We start from the raw sequence: 24382 nt of genomic DNA, 5'->3' as shown, positions 1-24382 counted from the left end.
CGTATTTTTTTTATAAGAGACCCCCCCGCCACTCCCCACCCCCCTGTCGCGGGGACTTACAAAACACGGCCCGCTCGGGGAGTTCCCGAGCGGCCCTTCGTGTGCGCGGATGATCAGTCGAACAGGATGACGCCGCGGATGTTCTTGCCGTCCTTCAGGTCCCGGTATCCCTGGTTGATCTCGTCGAGCCGGTAGGTGCGCGTGATCATGTCGTCGAGGTTGAGCTGCCCGGCCTTGTACATGTTCAGCAGCCGATTGACGTCCCACGTGCCGTTCGTCGAGCCGAAGACGCAGCCCTGCAGGCGCTTCTGGGAGAGGGTGAGGTCGGCGACCGGGATCGGAAGACCGATCCGGGAGTGCTCGCCGACGGCGGTGACGACGACGGTGCCCGCCTTGCGGACCGAGGCGAGTGCCTGGGCCACGTGCTCGGGTTCGAGCACGCCGACGGTGATGACGAGGGCGTCCGCGCCCTGACCGTCGGTGTACCGCTTGGCGAGTTCGGCGCCCTCCTCGATGGTCGCGACCGCGTCGGTGGCGCCGAACGTCTTGGCGCTGTCCCGCTTGAAGGCGACGGGATCGACGGCGATGACGTGCGAGGCGCCGGCGTGCCGGGCGCCCTGCAGCGCGGCGGAGCCGAGCCCGCCGATGCCCATGACGATGACGGTGTGCCCCGGCGCGACGTTGCCGAGATTGACTGCCGATCCCCAGCCGGTGCTCACACCGCAGCCGACGAGGCAGGCCTTGTCGAGCGGAATGTCCTTGTCGATCTTGACGACCGAGTTGATGGAGACCGTCGTCGTCTCGAGGAACGTGGAGATGCCGCACATCTGCCCCACCGGGGTTCCGTCGGTCGTGCGCACCCGGAACGTCCCGTCCGTCCAGCGCGGGCCTGCGAGGATGCCGGCGGCGAGATTGCACAGGCTCTGCAGGTTGGACGAGCACCAGCGGCAATGGCCACAGGACGGGATCGCGGAGAACACGACGTGGTCGCCGACCTCGATGCCCTTGTAGTTGGGGGACGCCTTCGTCACGATGCCCGCGCCCTCGTGGCCGAGCGCGAACGGGTACATGCCGACCGGGATGTCCCCGGTGACGTGGTGGTCGTCGGAGTGGCACATGCCGCTCGCGACGAGCTTGACCTGGACCTCGTCGTCGCGGGGATCTTCCAGTTCGAGGTCGATCACTTCCAGTTCGCCGGGGACCTGCCGGATGACTGCGCCGCGAGTTCTCATGCTTCTCCTTGGGGTTGGTGAATGGGATGTGACTGGTGTCAGTCGGCGAGCCGAGTGACCACGGACTTCGTCTCGAGGTATTCGGCGAGTGCCTCGGCGCCGTTCTCGCGGCCCCAGCCGGACTGCTTGTATCCGCCGACCGGCATTTGCACACCGCCCGCGCGGTGGACGTTGATGCCGATTCGGCTCGCCCGCAACCGATGAGCGATCGAGTGGGCGCGGGCGACGTCGCGGGTCCAGACGCTGCCCGCGAGGCCGTATTCGGTGTCGTTCGCGGCGTCGACGGCGTCGTCGAGGTCGGCAAATTTCACGACGCCGAGCACCGGACCGAAGATTTCTTCGCGGATCATCGCCATCGACGGGTCGGCGTCGGCCACCACGGTCGGTTCGTAGAAGTAGCCGGTGTCGCCGATTCGGTTGCCGCCGGAGACAACCCGTGCCCCGGCCGCGACACCGCTCTCGACGTAACCGTGCACCCTGTCGAGGTGCTGCTGCGAGATGAGCGGCCCGAGGTCGGCGTCCGGGTCGGTGCCGTAGCCGACCTTCAGGTTGCGGCCGAACTCGGCGACCCCGTCGGCCACCTCGTCGGCGATGTCCCGATGGACGAACAGCCGGGAGCCGGAGGTGCAGATCTGTCCGGAGTTCCAGAAGATTCCGGTGGCGACGCCGGGGATCACGGTGTCCAGATCGGCGTCCGGCAGCACGATCATCGCCGACTTGCCGCCGAGTTCGAGCGAGACCTTCTTGAGGTTGCCCGTGGCGGCGTGCACGATCTGCCTGCCGACCTGGGTCGACCCGGTGAAACTCACCTTGTCGACGCCGGGGTGCGCGGCGAGCGGGGCGCCGACTCGCGGCCCGAATCCGGTGACGACGTTGACGACGCCGGGCGGCAATCCGGCGTCGAGGAGCAGCCGGCCGACGGCGAGCGCGCTGAGCGACGCCTCCTCGGAGGGCTTGAGCACACATGAGCATCCGGCGGCGAGCGCGGGTGCCAGCTTCTGCGCGGTCGCGACGACGGGTGCGTTCCACGGCACGATCAGCGCGGCCACCCCGACCGCTTCCTTCCGGGTGTATCCGTGGAATCGCATGTCGGCAGGGCCGATCTCGACGCTCTTGCCCTCGATCTTGTCGGCCCAGCCGGCGAAGTACCGGAACTGATTGACCGCCTCGCCGACCATCAGGCGCGCCTGGGAGACCGGCATGCCGGCGTCCATACTCTCCAGTGCGGCGAGGTCGTCGGCCCGGCTCTCGAGCAGGTCGGCGATGCGCCACAGGATCAGCGACCGTTGCTGGCCCGACAGCCGCAGCCAGCGCCCGTCGTCGAAGGAGCGGCGCGCGGCGGCCACCGCGGCGTCGACGTCGGCCTCGGTGCCCTCGGCCACCCGGGCCACCTGTTCCCCGGTGCCGGGATCGATCGCGGGGAACGACACACCCTCGGCCGCGGGCACCCAGGAACCGTCGATCAGGAGTCGTTCCGGCTCGATGAGTTCTTTCAGTGCCTGCGCACCCGTGGTCGATGTCATCTGCTACCTCCGACTGGTTTCCACGCTGTTAGTACATAGTACAGAATATATAAAAAGGCTTGTGATGCACGGTGCTTTGTATATCATGCGTGACGCGGCTCACACGGTGCCGCGATTTCCCCCTTCCGGGCTCGAGGAGGCACGACGTGGCCAGTTCCGGCACCATCAAGCATTTGTGGGCGCTCGACGCACCCATGCTGAAGGTCGACAAAAGCATCATGATCCTGGGTGCGGGCGGTGAGCTGGTGTCGCTGCCGTCGCCGTCATTCCTGATCGAGCATGCGGAGCACGGACTGCTCATCTTCGACACCGGCCTCGCCGGCGCAGGCGATCCCGCATCCACCTACGGCCCGCTCGCGGAACTGTTCATGATCGATTTCCCCGCCGAGCGTGCCCTCGACCGCCAGCTGGAGTCGCTCGGATTCTCCACCGCCGACGTCGAGCGGGTGGTGATCTCGCATCTGCACTTCGATCACACCGGCGGCCTCGAGCATTTCGCCGGGGCGCAGGGATACATCGGATCCGGAGAGCTGCGGTACGCGCGCACACCCGACAATCACGTCACGGGCTTCTTTCGGCAGGAAGACCTCGACGCCGCCGATCGGATCGACTGGTGCGAAGTGCCTGCCGGATACGACCACGACGTGTTCGGCGACGGCAGCGTCGTCGTGCTGTCGCTGCCCGGGCACACGCCGGGTTCGCTCGGGCTGAAACTCCGCCTGCCGGACGGCAGCACGCTGGTCTTGTCCGGCGATGTCGCGCACATCCAGGACAACATCAGCTGCTGCGTCGGCATGCCCGCGGACTCCGATACCGTCGGCGCGATCGAATCGCTGAAGAAGCTCAAACTGCTTCGCAGTCAGCCCAACACGACCGTGGTGGTCAACCACGACATCGACGACTGGAATCGCCTCCGCGCGAACGGGCGGCAGGTCGTCTAGGGGTTTTGTCTGCTACTTGCGCGGCCGGTGGGTTGTGATTGTCGAGGCGAGGAGTACGCCGCCGAAATAGGTGATGGTGTCCTTGTCGTAGCGGTTTGCGACACCGTGCCAGTGCTCGAGTCGGTTGAAGCCACGCTCGACGGTGGTTCGGTGTGGGTAGAGCAGGTCCCAGTTCGCGGCGAGAACCGTGGCGTAGTCGGTGAGGTGTTCAGGGGTGGCCACCCGCTGGATTTCCGGACGGCATGCGGTGGCAGGGTGTCGTCCAGTTCGGCAACATCGCGGACTCGTGTCGGACGCTGGGAGGCCGGCGGCCGTCGGATGGGTGGTGAGGTCCACTGGTGTGGATGCTGGCTCCACCCATCAGAAGAAACGACGGCCAGTGCGGGACAGTGTCTCAATGGTTTGGGTGATACGTGCCGTAGTGTCGGCGGCGGTGAAGCGGACCATGGCAACGATGTTGAATGTGTCGTCGTCGAGGCCGCTGTCCGCGATCATGAGGTCACCAGTATCTGTGACGGTCGTATCGGTCTTTCTCTGGTGCAGGTGACCGGCGTGTTCCGCCAGGTTCCGTTCCATCCTGTCCAGCACGTCGGTGTCATTGAGGAACCGATCATTCAAGTTGATTGATCCCAGCATGACTGGGCGAAGATCGCGTGCGACTTTGGGTCGCCCGATCACAGTATCGCGCTGGGACCGGCACATTCGGTATGTGCCCTAGCGTCATGGGCCAGTCAGCTCAGCAGTTTCTTTTGCTGGTGGTCGCTTATGGTGGGGGCGCCGTGCCGTTGGCGGAGACATGCGCGATCGCCGGGAGGTGGCGTGGCTGCGTGATCACCTGCAGGCCATCCAGAAGCATCGCCAAACGCCGACAACTGGTCGGATGAGAACAACTGGTCGGCAAGTTCGATCGGTTCATGGAGGAGCACGGGCTGCGTCTGCGCAGGCGGGAGTTCAAGGTGGATGCCCTGGTGACGATCACACGAAGGTGCCGGTGTCGCCCCGGTCCGAGGAGTTGCTGAGGACGAGGTGGACGGCGAGATGCTAGCGTGGGAGAGCACCGGGTGCGCGATCGGGTGCCGCTGGTTCGACGTCGTGCGGCTGACCCGCGATCTGGCGGATTCCAGTGATCGTCACAACACCTGACACTAATCGGAGGGTCGCGACGTACGACTCGACAGAGCGCGACGGAGGACACCCCGGCGCTGCTTTGACGGAGTAGGAGTAGCGGGAACAGTTCGCTCTGCTGAACCGTCTGGGGGTGAGTAACTCCGGGCGTGCCGACGCGTCGGGATCAACCGCCGAACCGGGACACGACGGCGGTTCGGGCGCACAATCACCACCGTTGCCGGCGAGACGGTGCACGTGCGAATGTGGGTGCCCGCGTCAAGGTGCATAGCGACGCAACCTCGGAGTTCGTCATCGTGAGCATCGACGGCGAGGACGCGGTGATTGAGTCGGTGCGCGACGACGTACCCGGTTGTGCATCGCCGGTCGGTCTGTAACTACAAGGATCGCAGGGTGGCTTCATCGAGGGGGTGTGATGATTCGCGGCAACTGTCTGAGCATCTTGATCCCGATCCGATCCGTATGGTTTGTTGATGTACCCCAAGAACTGCGCTTTTCTTGGTTCTGTTGCCTAGGGCAATGCGTCGGTTGCCGGACCAACATGGGCTCATGACTTCAACCGTCCATCTCGCTGGTGACACCACTCCCCTTGCTGCAGCTCGATCCCAACTCTCGGATGCGTGCCAAGTTCTGGGCTTGGGAGGCGGTGCATACGACATGCTCGCCGTGCCGAGGCGGGAGATGACCGTCTCCATCCCGTTGCGGCGTGACGACGGCAGTGTCGAAGTCCTCACGGGACACCGAGTCCAGCACAATCTTTCGCGCGGGCCGGCCAAAGGAGGTCTCCGATACAGTCCCCATGTCAACCTCGACGAGGTACGGGCACTCGCGATGTGGATGACGTGGAAGTGCGCTCTCGTCGATGTGCCGTACGGCGGGGCGAAGGGCGGCATCGCATTCGATCCGAAGAATTACTCGCAGGCCGAGCTCGAGCGTGTGACCCGTCGCTACACCAGCGAGATTGGAACCTTCATCGGACCCGAACGCGATATTCCCGCACCCGACATCGGCACGGACGAGCAGACGATGGCGTGGATGATGGACACATACTCGGTCGGCTATGGTCACACCGTGCTCGGTTCGACCACCGGTAAGCCATTGAGTCTGGGCGGTTCACTCGGACGCAGTTGGTCCACATCGCGCGGAGTAGTCCACATTGCCCTCGCCGCGCTGCGGCATTTGGGTATTGATCGCACCACAGCGACGGCTGCGGTCCAGGGCTTCGGCAAGGTCGGTCGGAGTGCCGCCCGTTTTCTCGCCGAAGCAGGGCTGCGGGTGGTCGCTGTGAGCGATCAGTTCGGAGCCACTATCTGTAGGGAGGGACTCGCGCTCGAATTGTTGGAGAAGCACGTCGATGCAACGGGCTCTGTCGTCGGGTTCGCGGGAGGTGACGAACTCGACCCGGGCGGACTGGTGCTCCTGGATGTCGATCTGCTCGTTCCCGCAGCGATCGAGGGCGTCATCCACGTCGACAACGCCTCGCTGGTCCAGGCCGCCGTAATCGTCGAGGGCGCAAACGGCCCGACCACTCCGGAAGCGGACCGGGTCCTCGAGGCACACGGCGTGCTGGTCGTTCCGGATATTCTGGCCAACGCAGGAGGGGTGATCGTGTCCTACTTCGAGTGGGTTCAGGCGAACCAGGCGTATTGGTGGACCGAGAAGGAGGTAGAAGCGCGCCTTGCGGAACGGATGGAGTGCGCGTGGGACTTTGTGCGGCGATACGCCGACGCACGTTCTCTTTCGCTGCGATCAGCCGCGACCTGTCTGGCCGTGGAGCGGGTGGCGGAAGCCCACCGCCTTCGGGGGCTCTACCCGTGACCAGGATTGTCGGATTTCAGCGAGTGGACCGTCGCAGCTGGGGAGATTGCCTCTTCGGATGGCTGGGGTGGGACAATTCCGGGACGGCTACGATGCGGTCAATGCTGCACTGCACTCGGTTTCACCGCGCCGCCGACGGATGCACGCGACTGCGCGGTGGACGCTACTGCCGGCGCTACGACCAGGCCTGGTTTGCGTAGGGTGGCCGGAAGAGGCGACCGTCGGACGGTGAATCAGGAGCTGACGGTGGTAGTGTACTCCCATGAATCGCGGGAGATTCGAAGGTGCGTGCGTCCCGCTGGCTGTCTCGAGGTGGGCTTTGTTATGACGTTGCTTCATGGGTCTGTTCCTGATGGGCCAGTTGGCCAACGCGAGCTTGCGAAACTGGATCGAAAGCAGCGAATTGCCGATGCTGCGGCTCGACTGCTCCTTGAGTTCTCATTCGACGAGATTACGACAAAGGCAGTGGCTGCTGCGGCGAATATTGGCGAGGCGACCCTTTTTCGGTATATCAACAGTAAAGAGGAGTTGCTGACAATTGTCTACGGGGATCAGCTTGACTCGGTACTTAATCGTATCGAGCAGGATGATGCTGTAGTCGCCACCCGCGGGCCTGCTGGGGGGGCATCCTCAGCGGCGTTCTATTTCTCTCGTATTCTGCACTCGTACCAGCTGCGTTGCGATTTTTACCTGCTGAACCCGGTCAACGCAGCGCTATATCTACGTGAGGGTTTCAATCCCGGATCTAGTGAGAGCGCTCGCCACCTTGCTCAAGGTGACCGGACTATTCGGTTGACCACGCACGTCCTCCGCGAGGGGCAGTCGAATGGGGCGATAATTGAATCGGTGGATCCCGGTATTGTGGCCCAGAATTGTCACGGAACCTACATTCACGAAATTGACCGCACACCAGTCCGAAACTTTGATCCCGCGTCTATCTGGGAACGGTTGGAACCACGGTTGTGCGCCCAGCTTGTGCCGCTGGCGATTCGAACGTGACAGCGCCTTAAGCGTTGAACGCGATCACCGGTCGCGAACCCGAATTAGTTGAGGGTGCACTCCCAAGCAGGTCTTTGTGCTAACAGGCGCGGCGCTACCTCCGGAGAGTGTTGGCGTGCGCGATGGCTGTCGAGCGTGAAGCGCGCATCTATCAAGCACGGTCACCTGTGGGCGGTCAGGCCCGCGCATGGACATGAATCTGGTGCTTGGCGCATTTGCCCTACGCCGCAGTTCTCTCGTGATGTCCGTGGTGGGATCTGATCATTTGCAGTGACAAAGAGTTTCAAGTTGAACTTGGTCACGAATTGAGCTCAGGAGGACCCCAGCGCAGGCCTTCGGATGTAAGGCCTGCGCTGGGGGACGGGGAATGGGGCGCACGACGTCGATCAGGTTCGTCCAATTGGTGGCAAGACAAGGGATGAATGCCTGTCCATGGTCTGCCTCGAGCTCTCCATCCAGGGCGTTGTACCTGGCGTGTTGTCGAGGTGCCAGCGGTCGGTCACCGTACGCCAACCTCGTAGAACGACTAGGGGCGTGCCGCATCCACCACTGTGTCCGAAACCTGATACGAGGCGAGATCGAAGGTTCCATTCTCGCGACGGAACTGGCTCATGAAGTCCGGCCACAGTGTGGTGAGCCGGCCGCTGCGGGGATGCAGATACCAACTCGAGCAGCCACCGGCCACCCACACCGAGCCCTCGCTGCGGTCGTAGATCGACTGGACGTAGGCTTCCTGGGTAGCAGGATCGGGTTCGATGACGAGATCATCACGCAGGATGGCCTCGATCCCGCCTCGGATGTAGTCGATCTGGGTCTCGACCATGTAGATGATAGAGCCTGCTCCCAGGCCGGTATTGGGTCCCAGCATCACGAACAGGTTGGGGAAACCGCTGACCGTCGCACACGCGAAGGCTTTGCCACCTTCCTGCCACTGCTCCGACAGGACCTCGGCGTTCCGTCCGCGAATGATCTTTGCGATCGGTAGATCTGCTGCCTCGAAGCCAGTGGCAACGACGAGGACGTCGAGATCCACGTGCTCGCCGTTGGCCAGCACAACACCCGTGGTGTCAATGCTCGCAATTCCCGCCGTTGCCAGTGTCACGTTGTTCTGAGAGATTGCGGGATAATAGTCGTTTGAGATCAGGATACGTTTGCAGCCGACCTCGAAGTGGGGGGTGAGTTTCTCGCGGAGCTCAGGGTCACAGACTTGAGCGTGCATGTGTCCTAATGCTGTTTGCCGGATCTGGTCGATGAAGGTCGGAACGCGACGGCGCTGCGGAAGGCGGGACTCGTTCTCCCAGAACAGATGGTCGCGAAGACGTTGAGCGACTTTCGGGAGTCTGCTGACCATTCCCTTCTCTGCGGCGGAGTACACATGGTCCCGGCGCGGAACAATGTACGGCGCTGAGCGTTGAAAGACGGTCAGGTGGCCGGCCACCTTCTGAATCTCCGGCACGATCTGGATCGCCGAGGCGCCGGTGCCGATAACGCCGATCCGCTTGCCTGTGAGATCGGCATCGTGATTCCACCGAGCGGAGTGAAAGATCTCGCCTTCGAAACCCCCGATGCCGTCAATGTCGGGGTAAGCGGGATCGGACAGATGACCTGCGGCGGAGACGAGAACCGGGGCCGTGAAGATACCGGTGGGTGTCGTCACCGTCCACATCGCGTCGGTGTCGTCCCAGACTGCATCAGTGACCGTCGAGTTGAAGTGGATATGAGGGTAGATACCTTCTTCTCGTGCGGTGTCTTGGAGATATCTCCGGATCTCGGGTTGGGTCGCATACACGCGCGACCAGTGAGCGTTGGGGCGGAACGAGTAGGAGTAGAGGTGCGACTGGATATCGCACGCGGCTCCTGGGTAGGTGTTGTCACGCCAGGTCCCGCCGACGTCGCCGGCCCGCTCCAGCATGACGAAATCGGTTTCACCCGACCGTCGAAGCTGTACTGCCAGACCAAGTCCCGAGAATCCTGTGCCGATGATGATGACCTTTGCTCTCTCGATTCCGACGCCGTCGTCGCTGGAGGAGTGTGGTGTGATGGTCATGGGCCGTGCCTTTCTATGCGTGGTCATTCTCGAGTACTCCGCCGGCAGCGACTGCATGCGGCTCGCGCACGAAATCGTCGATCAGTATGAAGACTTCCGACGGGCGCTCGGTCAGTACCCCGTGTCCGGAGTCCACTTCGACCAGCCGTGCGTCAGAAATCGCCCCGAACAGGAGGTAGGAGTGCCGGATCGGTGCTACTTGGTCCTGTGTGCAGCCGATGATGAGTGTGGGAGCAGTGATACTTTCAGCCGCGTCGGAGATGTCGACAGACCGGTTGAACCGCATTTTCGCGGCACGGTCCGGACCACCCGTGAGCACCTTTTGCCGCTCGTTCTCCAGCTCATGGGGAAGACGAGAGTTGACGAATTGCTGACTGTACTGGGTGAACACTGTGAAGTCGGCGAGCGCACGATGTCCACTGTCGTGCAAAGCGAACCACACATCGTTTCGCAGGCGTTGCTGTGTATCGGTCACCAGCCAGCCGGCGATCAAGACGAGGTTGTGCACAGCAGTCGGGTTCTCCGCCGCAGTTTTTGCGGCGATGACAGCGCCAAATGAGTAGCCGACGAGCTCGACCGGCGTCTCGGGTGAGACGGTCCGGATGACGGCGGATACCTGGCTGACGTAATGCTCCGCCATCTCGTCGGGGCCTAGTTCCTGAGTCGGATCGACAAACTCGAAAGCAACTACGCGATGTCGCATGGCAAGCATGGGGAAGAGTGCCCAGAAGTTCCCCTCGGCACTGCCGCCCGTCCCATGGCAGAGCACGACGGTGCGCTCCGATTGGCTGATGTGCTTGTGCCCCGAGTCGTAGAACTTCACTTCCTGATCTCCGACCGTTACACCACCGACTGTGACACCTGGAAAGAACGCCATCGTTTCCTCACTTCCGACCGATTTAGTGAGAGTGTACTCCACTTTAGTTCGATCAATCAAGGGTGTGAGATATGACCACGATGTCTACCTGCATGATTGACCCATCTATTGGATGAAGTGGTGTCTCATAAGTGTGCGAGGGTGACGGCGGTGGCAATCGGAACTACACCTCGTGCGGACCTCGGAGCGCGTGCGGGCAGGAGGAGTAGCCATCGCTGTGGCTGCTACTCGGGATCGTCCTGAATCTGGCGTGTTAAGCGCAGTGCCGCAGCGTATTTAGCGCGGCCTCATGCGCGAGCGTGCGCCCGAACCCCTAAATCCAGGATTCGGCGCGGGAGACGCTATCCGGCAGTGGGCGTCAGATGCGCGACGCAACGGGTGCGGCAGCGACAAGTAGCACGTGCCCGCGGTCCGGGCGAGGTCTTTCAGGATGGCGGTCGCGCGCACACACGCACCGCAGGAACTGAACATCTCTGGGGTCGGCGAACTTGCGTGGACTCCCCACGACTCATGGTTGGTTCGGCATTGTCGAACCCTGTGCGGTCGGCAGAGATAATCGGTCACTACGTAATCGCCACTCCGACCGCAGTGTCCGGACCTCGACCGCTTGGTGGGTTGGCTGCAGACACAAGTCCATGAGCGATACATAATGGTAGCCACAAGCGAAGCGGAGTCCCGGCAACGACCAGCTGGTGCCCTCTCTTCTTCGACTCCATGGGGGAGCAAACGCCATGACAATCACTGTCCGTCAGCTCGTCGAGCTCGGTCATCTCGGGCTCTCGGTCTGCGCGGGGGAGCGAGGTCTGGGGCGGGCGGTGACCTGGGCGCACGTCTCACAACTCGAACAGCCCGCTCAATGGCTCGAAGGCGGTGAGCTCCTCATCACCACGTCAGGGGTCGGTTGGCCGACGGAATCGGAGAGCCAGCGCGACTACGTCGAGAAGTTGATCGACCGCGGGGCTGCAGGGCTTGCAGTGGGCCGTCGGCAGCTCACCAACCGCGAGGCCGCAGACGGTGCAGGTGGCCGCGACGTTCCAGCCGCGATCGACCCTACCGTTCTCGGACTCGCCGACACGGCAGGGTTTCCGCTGCTCGAGATTCCATACGACATCCCATTCAGCGCAATTACTAAAGTGGTCGCGGCGTCCAATGTCGGGGCATTACGCGACGGACTCGTCGACCACCTCCGCATCCTGGAGACAATGCGCAGTACGACCGAGCGAGGTCTGTCGGTGGGCGAGGTCTTCGATCGGCTCGAGAATGCGGCGCGATGCGACTTGTACTTGTGTGACCCAGATGGAGAACGACTGCTGCCGAGCATTCCTCCGCCACCGGCGAGTCTGCGCGAGCATCTGCCCTTGAAGGTTGGTACCTCGCCGGTTTTCGACGGCGGCTACGCCGTACCAATCGTGCTGGCCGGAGAAGTGACTGGCTATCTGTTGGCGCGGGAGAAACGCCCGGGCTCAGCCCGGCTCGCGAGCGTTCAGCACGCATCGACAATCGTCGCGGTCGAACTGAGCAACGCCTTCCGGGGATGGGAGGTCGAGACGCGAGGGTGCGGAGACACTCTTCATGCTCCTGACCGGCGAGGTGTACGCGGGAGCCCAGGCGCGTCGGCTCACAAAGGGGGGATTCGACATCGATCGCCGGCTTGTGCTGCTGGCCGTCGATCAGGCAGAAAGTCTCGACGCCGCCCTTAACTACCGGCTCCGCAGCCGCGGCATCACGCACCAAATGCTCCGACGTCAACACCTTTTCGTACTGTGCGCGGATGAGGAGGCCACGCTCGAGCTCATCGGTTCGGCGCCCGGCGTCGGGCATGTAGGTGTAAGTACGCCGCTGTCCGTCGACGGCCCGCTGATGGTCGCCGAGCGCCAGGCGCAGTGGGGCCTGGGGCTGGCACGTCGATGGCGCGAGCGCATCGTTCGCTACTCGGAGCGAGAGCGTCTCTCGGGCTGGCTTCCGCTCGAGGAATCGCAACTGGAACGTATCGTTGCGGAGATCCTAGGCCCGATCATCGAGTACGACCGCGCCCATGACTCTGATCTGATCCTGTCGCTGCGCACACTCCTCGGGCAGGATCGCCGTCACGACAGGACTGCGGCGGCACTGCACATTCATACACACACGCTTGCCTACCGACTGCGCAACATCGAGCGCATCACGAACCGCAAGCTCACCCGAGTCGACGACATCGTCGACTTGTCGCTCGCGTTACGCGCCGAGGACTTGCTCCAAGGCTTCCGGGACGACCATGGTCGCTCGACCCGGCGCGTTTTCGACCCGTAGACGTATGGCTCCGACGACAGATTTGTCAGGGGTCTTTGGCTCGGCGGCCAATACTCAGGGACGTTGTCCACTGCCAGCATTGGGCGCATGACAGTAGTGGACGATTACTTGTTATCAGAGAAGGTACTTCCGGGAGGTGCCGGCCGGACCGGTCTGTTCGTCGGCGGGCGTGTCCCACCGGCAGCCGTTCGTGGCGTCGGGTGCCGACTTCTCGACGAGACCGGTCGGTGGATCATCGATGCGCACAACAACTTTACCGTGCTGATTCACGGCCATGGATATGCTCCAGCCGTCAATGCAGTCGTCTCCCTGGCCGAGTCGGGTTCCTTTTGCTTCGGGGTGCCGCACAACACCGAGTACCAGTTGGCTGCGACAATCGCCGATCGAATCGAGAGTGTCGAACAGGTCCGCTTCACCAATTCCGGTACGGAGGCGGTGCAGACCGCAATGCGTCTGGCACGAGCCAGCACCGGCAGGTCGACGATTATCGGCGTGGGCGGTGCGTATCACGGTTCGGGGGATGCAGCTTTGGCAATCTCCGGGGGGTACCAGAAAACCGGAATCCCAGCGCAGGTCAGCGCCTTGAGTCGGCCGGTGCCCTTCAATGATGTCGACGCGCTCGAGGCCGCCGCAGCGGAGGCCGGTGACGACTTGGCTATGATCATTGTCGACTTGATGGCCAACTACACCGGGCTGCGCCAGTTGTCCGACGAGTACCTGCGGGTCGCGCGGCGGTTGTGCGACACCACCGGCGCGATGTTGGCGTTCGACGAGGTCGTCTCGTTACGCCACCATGTCGGTGGTCTGCAGGCGGCGGTGTCGGTGCGGCCCGACCTGACAACCATGGGCAAAATCATCGGCGGCGGCCTGCCAGTCGGCGCAATCGGGGGCAACACTCGGGCGATGGCATTGCTGGACCCGACGCGGCCGGGCGCGATCTATTCGTCCGGGACGTTTACCGGGAACCCGTTGACAATGGCAGCTGGTCTGGCCACCCTCGAAGGGCTGGATTCCGCCGCGATCGAGCGGATCAATTCCCTGGGCGCTCGGCTCCGGGAGTCGTTGGGTGCCCGGTTACCCGAGGGATGGGGCGTTCGTGGGTATGGTTCACTCGCCCGCGTCCTTCGTGCTGATGGTTCAGCAGCGCCAAGTGCGTTCTTTTGGAAGGCGCTCGATCATGGGCTGCTGGTGACTCCCGCGGCGCTGGTGGTGATTTCAACCGCAATGGACGACGGAGTGATCGACGAGATCATCGAGAAGCTGGTCGCGGCGGCTCGGGAGGTCACCGACGCGGAAAACGCCATTAGCTGAGTTCATATCCAGCGGCAAGGCCCTCGATACCCCCGTCAGAAGTATCGGGGCCTCGCCGTCTACTCGCACTGGTTTGAGGAGTCGCTGGCAGCGGATCTACGGGTGGAGCATCGGTCCGGGTTGCGCGAGAATATGGCATCTGCGGAGGGCCGCATCGGCCGCCCGGAGCGGGGTTTACCCTGCATGGCCCACGCCACGGCAGCTGTACCTCATGCCTGACCTGAGCGGTATCACCAAGCCTCACATGGTTCGCTGGGCTGGAATCGAGACTATTCTCGGCACACCAGGCTGTGGGCGGTGACTCCGATCGCGCCTACAGCCTGGTATGGAGCAGTGCCTCCCGTCAGTCACGACCCTGACAAGATCGCCTTGCCGAGATGGCTGCTGGGCGGTACGACGAAGGCGTCCTTCTCGTCGAAGGTCAGTTCCACGGTCGACCCAATCGCCGGCACGTTGATCATTCCCGCCGGAAGGGCCACAGTCCAGGTCGCTCCGGCCTCGAGGTCAACGACGAGCTTGCTTGTCGCACCGAGATACACGACGTCGCGGACGTAACCTCGCAGCACGTTGCCGGAATACGAATCCGACTCGCGCACAATCCGGGTCCGCTCCGGTCGAATCACGAGAGTCGCCGCGGACCCGTCCGCCACCGCCGAGCGTCGTCCGCGGAGGGCAAGGGATCCGTAAGACACCGCCGTGGTGGCATCGTCATGGCGGGCTACACCGTCGAGCATGTTCGATTGTCCGAGGAAGCTGGCGACAAACCGTGACGAGGGACGCTCATAGAGGTCGGTCACGCTTCCCATTTGCTCGATCCGGCCCTCGTTGAACAGGGCGATGCGATCGGACATGACCAATGCCTCCTCCTGGTCGTGGGTGACACAGACCATGGTGATGCCGAGGTCGCGGTGCAACTCTTTGAAGCTGAGTTGCAGTGCCTCGCGGAGTTTCTTGTCCAGGGCACCCAGGGGTTCGTCCATGAGAAGCAACCGCGGTTTGAAGACGGTGGCTCGGGCTACGGCTACGCGCTGCTGCTGACCGCCGGACAGTTCACGGGGCAGGCGGTTGGCGTACTTGGTGAGTTGCACTTTCTCCAGCGACTCCGACACCGCCCGGGCGATTTCGCTCTTCGCGACTTTCCGTTGGCGAAGCGGGTACGCGATGTTGTCTGCGACGGACATATGTGGAAACAACGCATAGTGCTGGAAGACCATGCCGATGTTGCGACGGTGGGGTGGAAGTGCGCTGATCTGGGTGCCGTCCATGCGAACCTCACCCTCGGTCAGATCGACGAACCCCGCGATCATGTTCAGGGTTGTCGTCTTGCCGGATCCGCTCGGGCCGAGAAGGGTAAGGAACTCGCCTGGTTTGATGTGTAGATCAAGCGAATCCACAGCCGGCGGTGCGTCGCCGTAGCGCTTCGTGACGCCTATGACATCTACACTCGCGCCTGAAGTTGATGGGTCCATCGGTATTCCTCGTGTTTCTCCCCGACTATTGCAACAAAGTGTTGGCGGGGGCGTTGGTCGAGCCAGACGCGCGTAGCGCTGAGTCGATTGTGATCTGCGTGGGTGGACGGTGTGCGTCACCTCTTTCCAACTCGAGTCGACCTGACGGTCTGACCTCAAGACTGGTCTGCCTTTTGTACTACTGCAACAGCCTCGCTCAGTGCCGCGGCCGCGTTATCGATGAGCTCCTCTGTCATGGGAGTGGAGATTGCCGCGACGCCGTGTTTGGCCACAAGGATTCCGCGTTCGTATGCAGCCCACCACAATCGCCGCTGGGATTCCGCGACAGCGGCCGAGTCCGCCAGGCCAAGAGGGTATAGCCGCGACAGAGATCCCTGCCCTCGTGGTTCCCACCCGTAGGTGGCGAATGCGGTGGCAAGTCCGGCGCGGAACCGGTCGCCGAGCCGGGCCAGTCGCGCGATTTCGCGCTCGTCGAGCAGGTCGAGCACAACACTTCCCGCCGCCATGGTCGGCGGGTTCGCCGAGCAGGTGCCACCCCCTTCAAGGCCCGTGGAGCTGAAGACGTCGAGTTCCCGCATCCACCGGGCCTTCCCGACGACGGCGCCGGCGGCAAGCCCGCCGCCAATCGTTTTTCCCAGTGCGACCATGTCTGCCGGCACCGAGCGGGCGGTCGTCAGGCCACCGGTGTGCAAGCGGAAACTCACGACCTCATCGACAATGAGTGCTGCACCGAACTCGTGTGCGAGGCTTGCCGCAGCTTCGATGAATTCGTCGGAGGGTGGGATCATGCCGACCCGGTTGGGCAGTAGGTCCAGGACAATGGCTGCGATGCCACCGTCGCTCTGACGAACTGTTCGCTGGAGTGCATCGACATCGTCGAACGGAACGACCAGCGTGTCGGCGAGCGTGGACTTCGGCACCCCTCTCGCCGCGTGCGGTCCTCCGGTCGGGAGGACTGTGTCGTTCCATCCATGATAGGAGCCGCGGACGACGACGATGGGGTCTCGGCCGGTTGCCGCTCGCGCTACTCGAATCGCGAGCATGGTTGCTTCGGTGCCTGAGTTGACGTAGCGGACTTGGTCCATAGCGGGGAACCGCCGTAGCAGGCGCTCACCGTGTCGAATCTCGTAGCGATGCGACATTCCGAACGAGCAACCGTCGGCAGCGGCATCGGAGATCGCCTGAACGACGTCTGGATGTGCATTTCCCAGAATGTTCGCGGTGAAGTTGTTGTTCATGTCGAGGACGCGGCGATCGTCCTCGTCGATAATCCAGCAACCCTCGCCGCGTGCCACCATCGGCGCCCATGGCGCTACCGCCATCATTCCGCGCCCGAAGCCGCCGGGCAGAAGTGGGTGTCCTGTCGGTCCGACGAACTGCTCGGTGAGGGGCACGTGAGTCGCAGGATCAAGACCTTCACTGACTGTCATATTTACTCCAGATCGGATTGCAGAACCGTTACTGCATCGTACGGTGCGTCGAATGTCGATGACAAGGGTGCTCGACGGGTGGGAACCAAATTCCGTATGGCGCGCAATCGAGGGTGCCACGCGGGAGTTTCGGGGACTGGGCGATGCGTCTCCCATGGAAAATGCAGGTGTGAAGCGCACGATGGCGACTCCGCCCGAGTTCTCGGACGGGGCCCGTGGGTGGCTTGCGGAAAGGGATCGAGCCCCTCGGGTCTTGACGATGTTGGTTGCAGAACCGATACTGCTATTGGGTTGGTGCGCATCCTGCTCGCTTTGTCCACCCGACTCGCGTGTGAGTTTGATCGCCCACGCCAGCTCTTAGATCGAGGAGAAGGCCCCGTGAATGCACGTTGTTTTAACTTGGCGGCGATAGCCGCATTGCTCGCACTGACAAGTTCTGCTTGTGGTTCGTCGTCAACCACAACGAATTCCGACGCGATGACATTCGCCGGATTCGGCGGGGCGCTGCAGGCCAGCCAGACCGAGGCATGGTTTGAACCGTTCGCTGCTGCCAATGGCATCAAGGTCGACCAGACACAAAATTCTGGAGTGGCGCCACTTCAGACGCAGATCCAGAGCCGGAACGTCCAGTGGGACGTCGTCGAGGACGCGGCCTTCCAAGCCAACTCCGGGTGCGGCACCCTCTACGAAGAAATCCCGGACGTCGACCGCAGTCAGATCGATCCGAAGTTCCTCACCAATGATTGCGGCGTACCGATCGTCGAGTTCTCGTGGGTGCTCGCGTACAACTCCAAGAAATATCCGAATCCGCCTACATCGGTCGGTGACCTGATCAATACGAAGGACTTCCCGGGCAAACGTGGAATCAGCTCGTCGGCAGTCGACGGTCCCCTCGAAGCGGCCTTGCTCGGCGACGGGGTATCTGCGGACAAGTTGTATCCGCTCGACTACGAGAGAGCGATTTCGACGCTCGACACCGTCAAGAACGATCTCGTTCCGAAAGATTCGTACGCCGAACTCCAGGACGGTCTGGTATCCGGCAACCTGGACATGGCGCTGATCCCGAACGGACGGGCGTTCGATGCCAGCAAGGTCAATCCGGACATCAAAGTCGTCTGGAAGGACGCGATCACCTTCTATGACAACGCTCTGGTCGTGAAGGGTGCGCCGAACGCCGAAGCCGCCAAGTCCTTTCTCGCCTACGTCGCCAAGCCGGAAACCCAGGCGGCGCTCTCGCAATTGCTGCCCTATGGCGTGCTCACCTCCGGTGCGCCGCCCCAGGTGCCCAGCGAGATGGAGCCCTTCTATCCGGACAGCCCGAGCCATGGTTCCGAGCTCGTGTATCAGGACTCGACGTGGTGGTCTGAAAACCAGGATGCCGCTACCGCGGCTTGGACGAACTTCATCTCGGGGTGATCTGACGTGACAATGATCGACGAAACGGGTGTGGAGACCACGTCCAGCCCCACACCTCAACCCCACAGTCGGCGGCGTCTTCGCCGGCGCGGCCGAACATGGCCGCTGTTCATTCCCGCAGCGGTTGTGCTGGTGGTGTTCTTCGCCTACCCCACCGCAACGATGTTGCTGGCCGCGTTCACGGATTTTCGTGCACCGCAGGTGGCCGGCGCGGACAATTTTCTCTGGTTCTTCCAGACGGACGCCAACGTCACGATCCTGATCCGCACTCTGATGACGGCGTTCATCTGCACACTCGTGACAACGCTGCTCGCGTATCCGTACGCATACACGATGACGCTGGTGTCGGCGACGACGCGCACACTCATGATTGCAGCGGTTCTCATTTCCATGTTCGCAGGCATCCTGCTGCGGAACTTCGCGTGGATCGTGCTGTTGCAGCAGAACGGGTTGGTCAATAGCTCGCTGGCTGCGGTTGGAATCCCTCCGCAAACCTTCCTCGGCACTCCCACGGCGGTGATGATCGGCATGACGCACGTGCTGTTTCCCTATATGGTCCTGCCCCTGTATGCCGTGCTCCGCGGGATCGATCGGCGCCTGATATTGGCAGCGCAAAGCCTGGGGGCGACGCCACTGAGGGCGTTCTATCAGGTGTACGTACCGCTGTCGGTCCCGGGAATCTCCGCTGGTGCAGTACTCGTATTCGTACTGGGGCTCGGCTTCTTCATCACCCCGGCCCTGCTCGGGTCACCGCAGCAGGCCATGTTGTCCCAGCTCATGGTGTTGCAGTTCGATCGGATGGCCGCATTCGGCCGAGCGGGAGCAATGGCCGTGGTGCTCCTGGTGATCACACTGCTCGTACTAGCAATCGTCCAAGTGGCAACTCGGCGCCGGAAGGGGCAGGAGCAGTGAACAGAATCCTCTCCGATGGAACCACGGCACGCTCGACGCTCATCCGCACCGTGATCGTAGTCTTCATTGCGTTGTGGCTGGTCGTTCCGCTCGTCGTCGTGGTGGGTTTGAGCTTCACGGGCCAACAATCGTTCGCCTTCCCTCCCACATCGTGGTCACTCGACTGGTACGACGCCCTGTCCGATCCCAAGTGGATCACCGCAGCCCGGAACTCGCTCGTGATCGGCACCGCCACCGCCGTCCTTGCCGCCGTCCTCGGAACAGCAGCGTCGTTTGCCTTGGTGCGATCGAACTCTCGAATCATGCGTTCCATGAAACTCCTAGTGCTCGCACCCCAAATCACACCCGTCGTCATCGTCGGCCTCGGCGTCTATCTCGTCTTTCTGAGATGGCAGATGGTGGGCACCTACCAGGGTTTTGTGCTCGCATATACAGGCCTCACATTGCCGTTCGTCGTGATTCCCGTGACGGCTGCACTCGAGACGTTCGACCGGAACCTCGAGAAAGCGTCCGCAAGCTTGGGCGCGGGGCCGCTCACCACCTTCTGGCGGGTGACCTTCCCGCTGATTCGGCCGGCGGTCCTCGGTGGCGCGGTGATCGCGTTCTTGTCCTCGCTCGACGAGGTGGTAATCGGGCTGTACCTATCCACGGCGCAAATGCGCACCCTTCCCGTGGAGATCTACCAAAGCATGACCGACCAGATCGATCCGACTGTCGCTGCAATCGGGGCTGTCGAGATCGCGTTCGTCGTAACCGGAGTCGTCGTAGCGCTCATGGTCCAACGGCGGCGTGCACGTCTACTAAAAGTTGAGGTTTGATGTCGAACAACGTTCAGGTCGCAGTTGCCGACGCTCGGGTCGTGGCTGCGGAAATTCTGGAATCGCTCGGAGCCCCGAACGATGTCGCCGAGATCGTCGGGAACCATCTCGTTGAGGCGGATCAGGTCGGACACGCCTCGCACGGCCTCGCCCGCCTATCGTGGTACTCACGTTACGTGCGTGATGGCGTCGTACGCCCCGACTCCGTCCCCAGACAGATCACCGGCGGCAATAGCTATGACGACGCCATTACGGTCTCCGCGGATTGGGGATTCAGCCACGCGGCCGCCTACCTGGCTACCGATCTTGCCGTCGACCGCGCACAGCGACACGGAACGTCCGCCGCTGCGGTCATCCGTTGCACCCATGTCGGCCGGCTCGGCGCATACGTCGAACGAGCCGCCGCGTCCGGATGCGTCGCCATCGCCACCGTCGGGGGAATGCGGGGGCCAGGGGTTGCAGTCCCCTTCGGTGGGAGTCGACCGCTATTAGGACCAAGTCCGATCGCCGCAGCCTTCCCGACGACAGGGGATCCCGTCGTCATGGATTTCGCAACCACCGAGGTGCCGCTCGGGAAGGTGATGGTCGCACAAAACGCGGGGAAGAAACTGGCAGTGGAGGGCCTCGTCGAGGCGGACGGCCGACCAACCGACGACCCGCAAGCGCTGACACGGGGAGGTGCGCTACGCACCTTCGGAGCCCACAAGGGATTTGCCCTGGCTACCATGTCCGAGCTGCTCGGAGGAGTTCTGACGGGCGCCGACAACTACCGAGACGACGGACCAGGAGGCCTCAGCTTCCGCGACGCGGGCCTGTTCCTCTTCGTCATCGCCGGAGACGCATTCGTAACCGCAGACCGGGTGCAGGCCCGAGCCTCCCAGTTGCGCGAAGCCATCCACGCAGTCCCCCCCGCCGACGGATTCGACGCGGTTCTCGCCCCTGGCGACCCCGAGTCCCGGAACCGTCGCGACGCCGCAGAACACGTCTCTCTCCCGACAAGCGTGTGGAACGACATCCAAGCACTTCTACCTTCTACCAGCAGCATTGGAGCCCAAAAGTGACCACAGTCGCAACCGGAACGACCATCGAACCGATCACGCACGCAGAGTATCTCGACCGACAGCACCGACTGCTCGAGGCGCTGGACCGCGAAGGCTACGACGGGGCAATTGTGTGGGGGCGAGGCTCCACCAACGTCGACGGTTGCGCCGACTTGCTCTACCTCACAGGTCATCTGAGCGCCGTCAGCCACATCCTGGACAGCGAGATCCACTCCGCGCGGGGCCATGCCGGACTGGTGATCACCAGAGATCGACCGACGGTGCTGGTAACCGACTCCTACGATGCTGACCCCTCGACGATCCCAGTAAACCAGGTGCAGCTGTCGATATCCGTCGATCGCGATCTCGGCAAGGCGGCACGAGAGATGGGATTCGCAGGCAAGCGAATCGCACTCATCGGAATGAGCGGCCTGCTCTACACGCACCACCGCGGACTCGAGGAAGGATTCGGATCACCCGAGACCAAGCTCATCCCCGCTGACGAGTTGCTGGTGCGACTTCGACTGGTGAAATCCGAACACGAAATCTCCCTGCTGCGAGAGGCGAGCCGCATCGGGTGCGAGTGGGTGATGAGGACTCTCCAGGCAGCAGTGCCCGGCGCAACCGAGGGCGAAGCCGTCGGCGAAGGTCTCAAATATCTTGCGGGAGCAGGCGGCTGGGCATACGACGTGGCCGTCTCCTCAGGCCCGTGCTCGCACCGATACCGTAATCGTCAGGCGTTGCCGACCTGGGACTCACAGCGCCGCCTCGAAGTCGGCGACCTCTTTCACGCCGACGTGTGGGGGCCGATCGCGCACGGATACTTCTGTGACCTCACCCGTTCCACAGTGGTCGGCGGTGCGCCCACCTCGTCGCAAGCGCGCTTGCTGAGCGACCCCGTGGACCTGGTGGAACATGTGACGGAAATCGTGGAACCCGGCGTGCAGATGTCAGCCCTGCAAGACCGGGCCTCCGCATGGCTGGCACGCCGCGACGGCGGCGCCGGCTCGAGCTTCGGGGCGATGATCCCATTTATCGGACACAGCCTCGGACTGGAATGCGAAGCACCGTTTCTTACCCGCCTCGAACACACGACGATCGAGCCCGGCATGGTCCTGGCGATCGAGTGCTTCCTTGGCGGCGAGACCGGAGAAGGCGCCGGCTTCGAGCACGTAGTCGCCGTGCGAGAAGGGCACCTCGAAGTTCTGACCCAATCCGCACCCTCGCGGCCGTGGTGAACCTTCGCACCATGGAAGTTAATCCACAGTCAAAGGAACGCAATGTGACGACACATCGAGTGCAGGTCAACAGTGATGAAGTAACTTCCCCGCGAGGGCATTTCAGCCATGCTGTTCGCGCCGGAAACACCGTATACGTCTCCGGAATGCTTGCATCACACAGCGACGGAACCGTGCTGCACCCGAACGACGTCGCAGGGCAGACAAATGTGATCTTCACCAGGCTCGGACAGATCCTGACCGCGGCAGGAGGCCACATCTCCGATGTCGTCTCACTCACGACATACGTCACGTCTATTGCCGACCGCGGACCGGTCAACGAGCTTCGCAAGGAAGTCTTCGGTGAGTGTCGCCCAGCGAGCACCCTCGTCGAGGTCAGCGCCCTTGCTGCACCTGGTTCGGTGATTGAGATCGATGCGATCGCTGTCCTGTCAACCTCTCCGCGATAGGTTTTCGGCAACCACTCGGTAATGGGTCAGGCCGGGTTGGCAACGGCGTCAGCCTGAGGGGCTGGATCGGATCGCAGAGATTCGGCCCCTCAGCCTCGTTGCCGTGGCGACGGCACCTGCAGTTCCGAACACTTCCCAGCCCCGGTTAGATCTGTGAAATTCTATGAATCCTCGTGAGTATCGCCGATGGCGACAAAGGCGTCGCACGGCGTGGATCGAAACTAACCGTGAGCGCACACATCCTGACGCCGAGGCCGAGCGTCTTATCGAGTTCGCCAGTATGTGGGCTCCATACGGGGGTGCGACCGAGGAGGAGATCCTTGTGCACTTCGGTATGACGACGTGCAGATTCATCGAGCGATTGTGGCAAGTCATCCCTGAATCGAATTGTGCCACGGACGAGATACGTAGCTTGGCGAGCGCATACCCATACCACCGGCCAACCGGAGGATCCTCTCCCATCCAGTGAGTCCCTCAGCGGAGCTGTCACGGATGGCCCCTTCCGGCTGACATTCACGTACACCGTAGGCAGGAAGAATGTGGAACAACCACAGCAACAATGACATTCTTGACTTTTCACTGCTCTGGGAGCCGCTCGGCGGCCCCGCTCCGGAGAACGTGGAAGCCGCGTTCGCGATCGACATCAGCGAGTACCATCGCCACCTCCAATCAGCTGCGCGATCTGCATTGGCCCGACTGCAACAAGGTGCTACGTGTCCCGAGCACATATACGGCCTGTCCGCGATCACGACGGTCGAATCTAGATCCGTCGACAGGGCCCGATGAGGCTCGCCCTCGGGAGTGGATTTCAGTCTTCCCACGGCGACGACAACGCAGAGCAGTCGGGTAGCCGTTACTCACATCCGCTTGGGGTGAGACACCCGATGGGAGTCAGGACCTGCCCCGTCGGGGGCACCCCCTCTGCTTGGTCTTTCACGATCCCTTGTCCTGATTGCGCGCGGAAACATCACACGCTTCCGTGCTACCTCACCGGCCAAGCCGTCACCATGCACGGAGGCTAGACGCTCGCCGGACCCCGGCGCCTTCGGCAGCGGGCGGCGAGCGTTTCAAGGGATCCCGATGCTGGTACAGCCACAATTTCGGACGCGCCTTCGGTGAGCCTGTGCCGCTCTCGTTCTGTGGGTTTGCAACTCGCCGGTTCGTGCGGACCCGCTCATCCCCTCAGGATCAACGAGAGCCAAAACTGAAGCGGTAGACTTAAATTGATGCATCCAATCAGGTCCGTTGATCGAGTTTGCGGAACCCGGACGCGCCGCCATCTTTGATCGTGTGACGACACGCCTTTACGGGCACGATTGGTCCCTGGCCGGTGACATCGCCGCCCGGCCAAGGATGAACCGCTATTGCCAAACTTGTGTGGATGTGTCGTCCCACGACTGTTGGAGCAGCCCAGGGCATTTTGGGTGCATCGCGTTGGTGGATGCCCC

At 62.6% G+C, this 24382-nt stretch carries 19 protein-coding genes and 1 pseudogene; 12 read left to right on the top strand and 8 right to left on the bottom strand.

The annotated features are described in order from the left end of the window. Nucleotides 1–113: 113 nt before the first annotated feature. Complete coding sequence (locus ACFTZB_RS12810) at nt 114–1232, bottom strand: NDMA-dependent alcohol dehydrogenase (protein ID WP_378431996.1); 1119 nt, start codon at nt 1230–1232, stop codon at nt 114–116. Between the two features lie 38 nt (nt 1233–1270). Then, nucleotides 1271–2755 (bottom strand): aldehyde dehydrogenase family protein, encoded by a 1485-nt coding sequence (locus ACFTZB_RS12805; protein ID WP_378431994.1) that lies wholly within the window; start codon nt 2753–2755, stop codon nt 1271–1273. 146 nt (nt 2756–2901) lie between these two features. Here ACFTZB_RS12805 and ACFTZB_RS12800 point away from each other — a divergent pair, with 146 nt between their 5' ends. Then, nucleotides 2902–3696, top strand: a complete 795-nt coding sequence (locus ACFTZB_RS12800) for an N-acyl homoserine lactonase family protein (protein WP_378431993.1) — start codon at nt 2902–2904, stop codon at nt 3694–3696. Nucleotides 3697–3708: 12 nt separating this feature from the next. Here ACFTZB_RS12800 and ACFTZB_RS12795 read toward each other — a convergent pair whose 3' ends face one another. Both ACFTZB_RS12795 and ACFTZB_RS12790 read right to left on the bottom strand, forming a co-directional pair. Then, nucleotides 3709–3918, bottom strand: a complete 210-nt coding sequence (locus ACFTZB_RS12795; protein ID WP_378431991.1) for a hypothetical protein — start codon at nt 3916–3918, stop codon at nt 3709–3711. A gap of 138 nt (nt 3919–4056) precedes the next feature. Beyond that, nucleotides 4057–4332, bottom strand: a complete 276-nt coding sequence (locus ACFTZB_RS12790) for a hypothetical protein (protein WP_378431989.1) — start codon at nt 4330–4332, stop codon at nt 4057–4059. 1146 nt (nt 4333–5478) lie between these two features. Between ACFTZB_RS12790 and ACFTZB_RS12785 the strand changes: the two genes are divergently transcribed. Together ACFTZB_RS12785 and ACFTZB_RS12780 are read left to right on the top strand one after the other, a co-directional pair. Beyond that, nucleotides 5479–6639 (top strand): Glu/Leu/Phe/Val dehydrogenase, encoded by a 1161-nt coding sequence (locus ACFTZB_RS12785; RefSeq protein ID WP_378432001.1) that lies wholly within the window; start codon nt 5479–5481, stop codon nt 6637–6639. Between the two features lie 324 nt (nt 6640–6963). Further along, complete coding sequence (locus ACFTZB_RS12780) at nt 6964–7638, top strand: TetR/AcrR family transcriptional regulator (RefSeq protein ID WP_378431987.1); 675 nt, start codon at nt 6964–6966, stop codon at nt 7636–7638. Between the two features lie 526 nt (nt 7639–8164). Here the strand turns inward: ACFTZB_RS12780 and ACFTZB_RS12775 are convergent. Together ACFTZB_RS12775 and ACFTZB_RS12770 are read right to left on the bottom strand one after the other, a co-directional pair. After that, nucleotides 8165–9685 (bottom strand): flavin-containing monooxygenase, encoded by a 1521-nt coding sequence (locus tag ACFTZB_RS12775; RefSeq protein ID WP_378431986.1) that lies wholly within the window; start codon nt 9683–9685, stop codon nt 8165–8167. A 13-nt stretch (nt 9686–9698) separates the two neighbouring features. Beyond that, entirely contained in the window at nt 9699–10604 is a 906-nt protein-coding gene (locus ACFTZB_RS12770; protein WP_378431984.1) for an alpha/beta fold hydrolase, read from the bottom strand. A gap of 689 nt (nt 10605–11293) precedes the next feature. Here ACFTZB_RS12770 and ACFTZB_RS12765 point away from each other — a divergent pair. The 3 genes and pseudogenes from ACFTZB_RS12765 to ACFTZB_RS12755 form a co-directional block, all read left to right on the top strand. Beyond that, nucleotides 11294–11692, top strand: a pseudogene (locus ACFTZB_RS12765) (PucR family transcriptional regulator ligand-binding domain-containing protein); the annotation flags it as partial. Between the two features lie 442 nt (nt 11693–12134). After that, complete coding sequence (locus tag ACFTZB_RS12760) at nt 12135–12851, top strand: PucR family transcriptional regulator (RefSeq protein ID WP_378431982.1); 717 nt, start codon at nt 12135–12137, stop codon at nt 12849–12851. An 87-nt stretch (nt 12852–12938) separates the two neighbouring features. Next, nucleotides 12939–14162 (top strand): aminotransferase class III-fold pyridoxal phosphate-dependent enzyme, encoded by a 1224-nt coding sequence (locus ACFTZB_RS12755; RefSeq protein ID WP_378431981.1) that lies wholly within the window; start codon nt 12939–12941, stop codon nt 14160–14162. A 347-nt stretch (nt 14163–14509) separates the two neighbouring features. Here ACFTZB_RS12755 and ACFTZB_RS12750 read toward each other — a convergent pair whose 3' ends face one another. Further along, a complete protein-coding gene (locus tag ACFTZB_RS12750; protein ID WP_378431980.1) occupies nt 14510–15631 on the bottom strand; it encodes an ABC transporter ATP-binding protein in 1122 nt (373 codons plus the stop codon). Between the two features lie 155 nt (nt 15632–15786). Then, nucleotides 15787–17025, bottom strand: a complete 1239-nt coding sequence (locus ACFTZB_RS12745) for an aspartate aminotransferase family protein (protein WP_378431979.1) — start codon at nt 17023–17025, stop codon at nt 15787–15789. A gap of 414 nt (nt 17026–17439) precedes the next feature. On the opposite strand from ACFTZB_RS12745, the gene ACFTZB_RS12740 reads away from it, so the two are divergent. Genes ACFTZB_RS12740 through ACFTZB_RS12715 form a run of 6 tightly spaced genes read left to right on the top strand, consistent with a single transcriptional unit; the run spans nt 17440 to nt 22934 of the window. Beyond that, the gene (locus tag ACFTZB_RS12740; protein WP_378431977.1) at nt 17440–18477 is read left to right on the top strand and encodes an extracellular solute-binding protein; all 1038 of its coding nucleotides are present in this window, start codon (nt 17440–17442) and stop codon (nt 18475–18477) included. A 12-nt stretch (nt 18478–18489) separates the two neighbouring features. Beyond that, the gene (locus ACFTZB_RS12735; protein WP_378431976.1) at nt 18490–19389 is read left to right on the top strand and encodes an ABC transporter permease; all 900 of its coding nucleotides are present in this window, start codon (nt 18490–18492) and stop codon (nt 19387–19389) included. Then, nucleotides 19386–20207, top strand: coding sequence for an ABC transporter permease (locus ACFTZB_RS12730; protein WP_378431974.1), 822 nt, complete (start codon nt 19386–19388; stop codon nt 20205–20207). Before ACFTZB_RS12735 ends, ACFTZB_RS12730 begins: the two co-directional genes overlap by 4 nt. Next, the gene (locus ACFTZB_RS12725) at nt 20207–21268 is read left to right on the top strand and encodes an Ldh family oxidoreductase (RefSeq protein ID WP_378431973.1); all 1062 of its coding nucleotides are present in this window, start codon (nt 20207–20209) and stop codon (nt 21266–21268) included. Before ACFTZB_RS12730 ends, ACFTZB_RS12725 begins: the two co-directional genes overlap by 1 nt. Further along, a complete protein-coding gene (locus tag ACFTZB_RS12720; protein ID WP_378431972.1) occupies nt 21265–22485 on the top strand; it encodes a M24 family metallopeptidase in 1221 nt (406 codons plus the stop codon). Before ACFTZB_RS12725 ends, ACFTZB_RS12720 begins: the two co-directional genes overlap by 4 nt. Continuing rightward, nucleotides 22479–22934, top strand: coding sequence for a RidA family protein (locus ACFTZB_RS12715; RefSeq protein WP_378431971.1), 456 nt, complete (start codon nt 22479–22481; stop codon nt 22932–22934). Before ACFTZB_RS12720 ends, ACFTZB_RS12715 begins: the two co-directional genes overlap by 7 nt. Nucleotides 22935–24382: the final 1448 nt, after the last annotated feature.

The organism is Rhodococcus sp. NPDC057014 (assembly GCF_042673295.1).
In the GTDB taxonomy this organism is placed as follows: Bacteria; Actinomycetota; Actinomycetes; order Mycobacteriales; family Mycobacteriaceae; genus Rhodococcus_F.
This window is presented reverse-complemented; position numbering and strand designations above follow the sequence as displayed.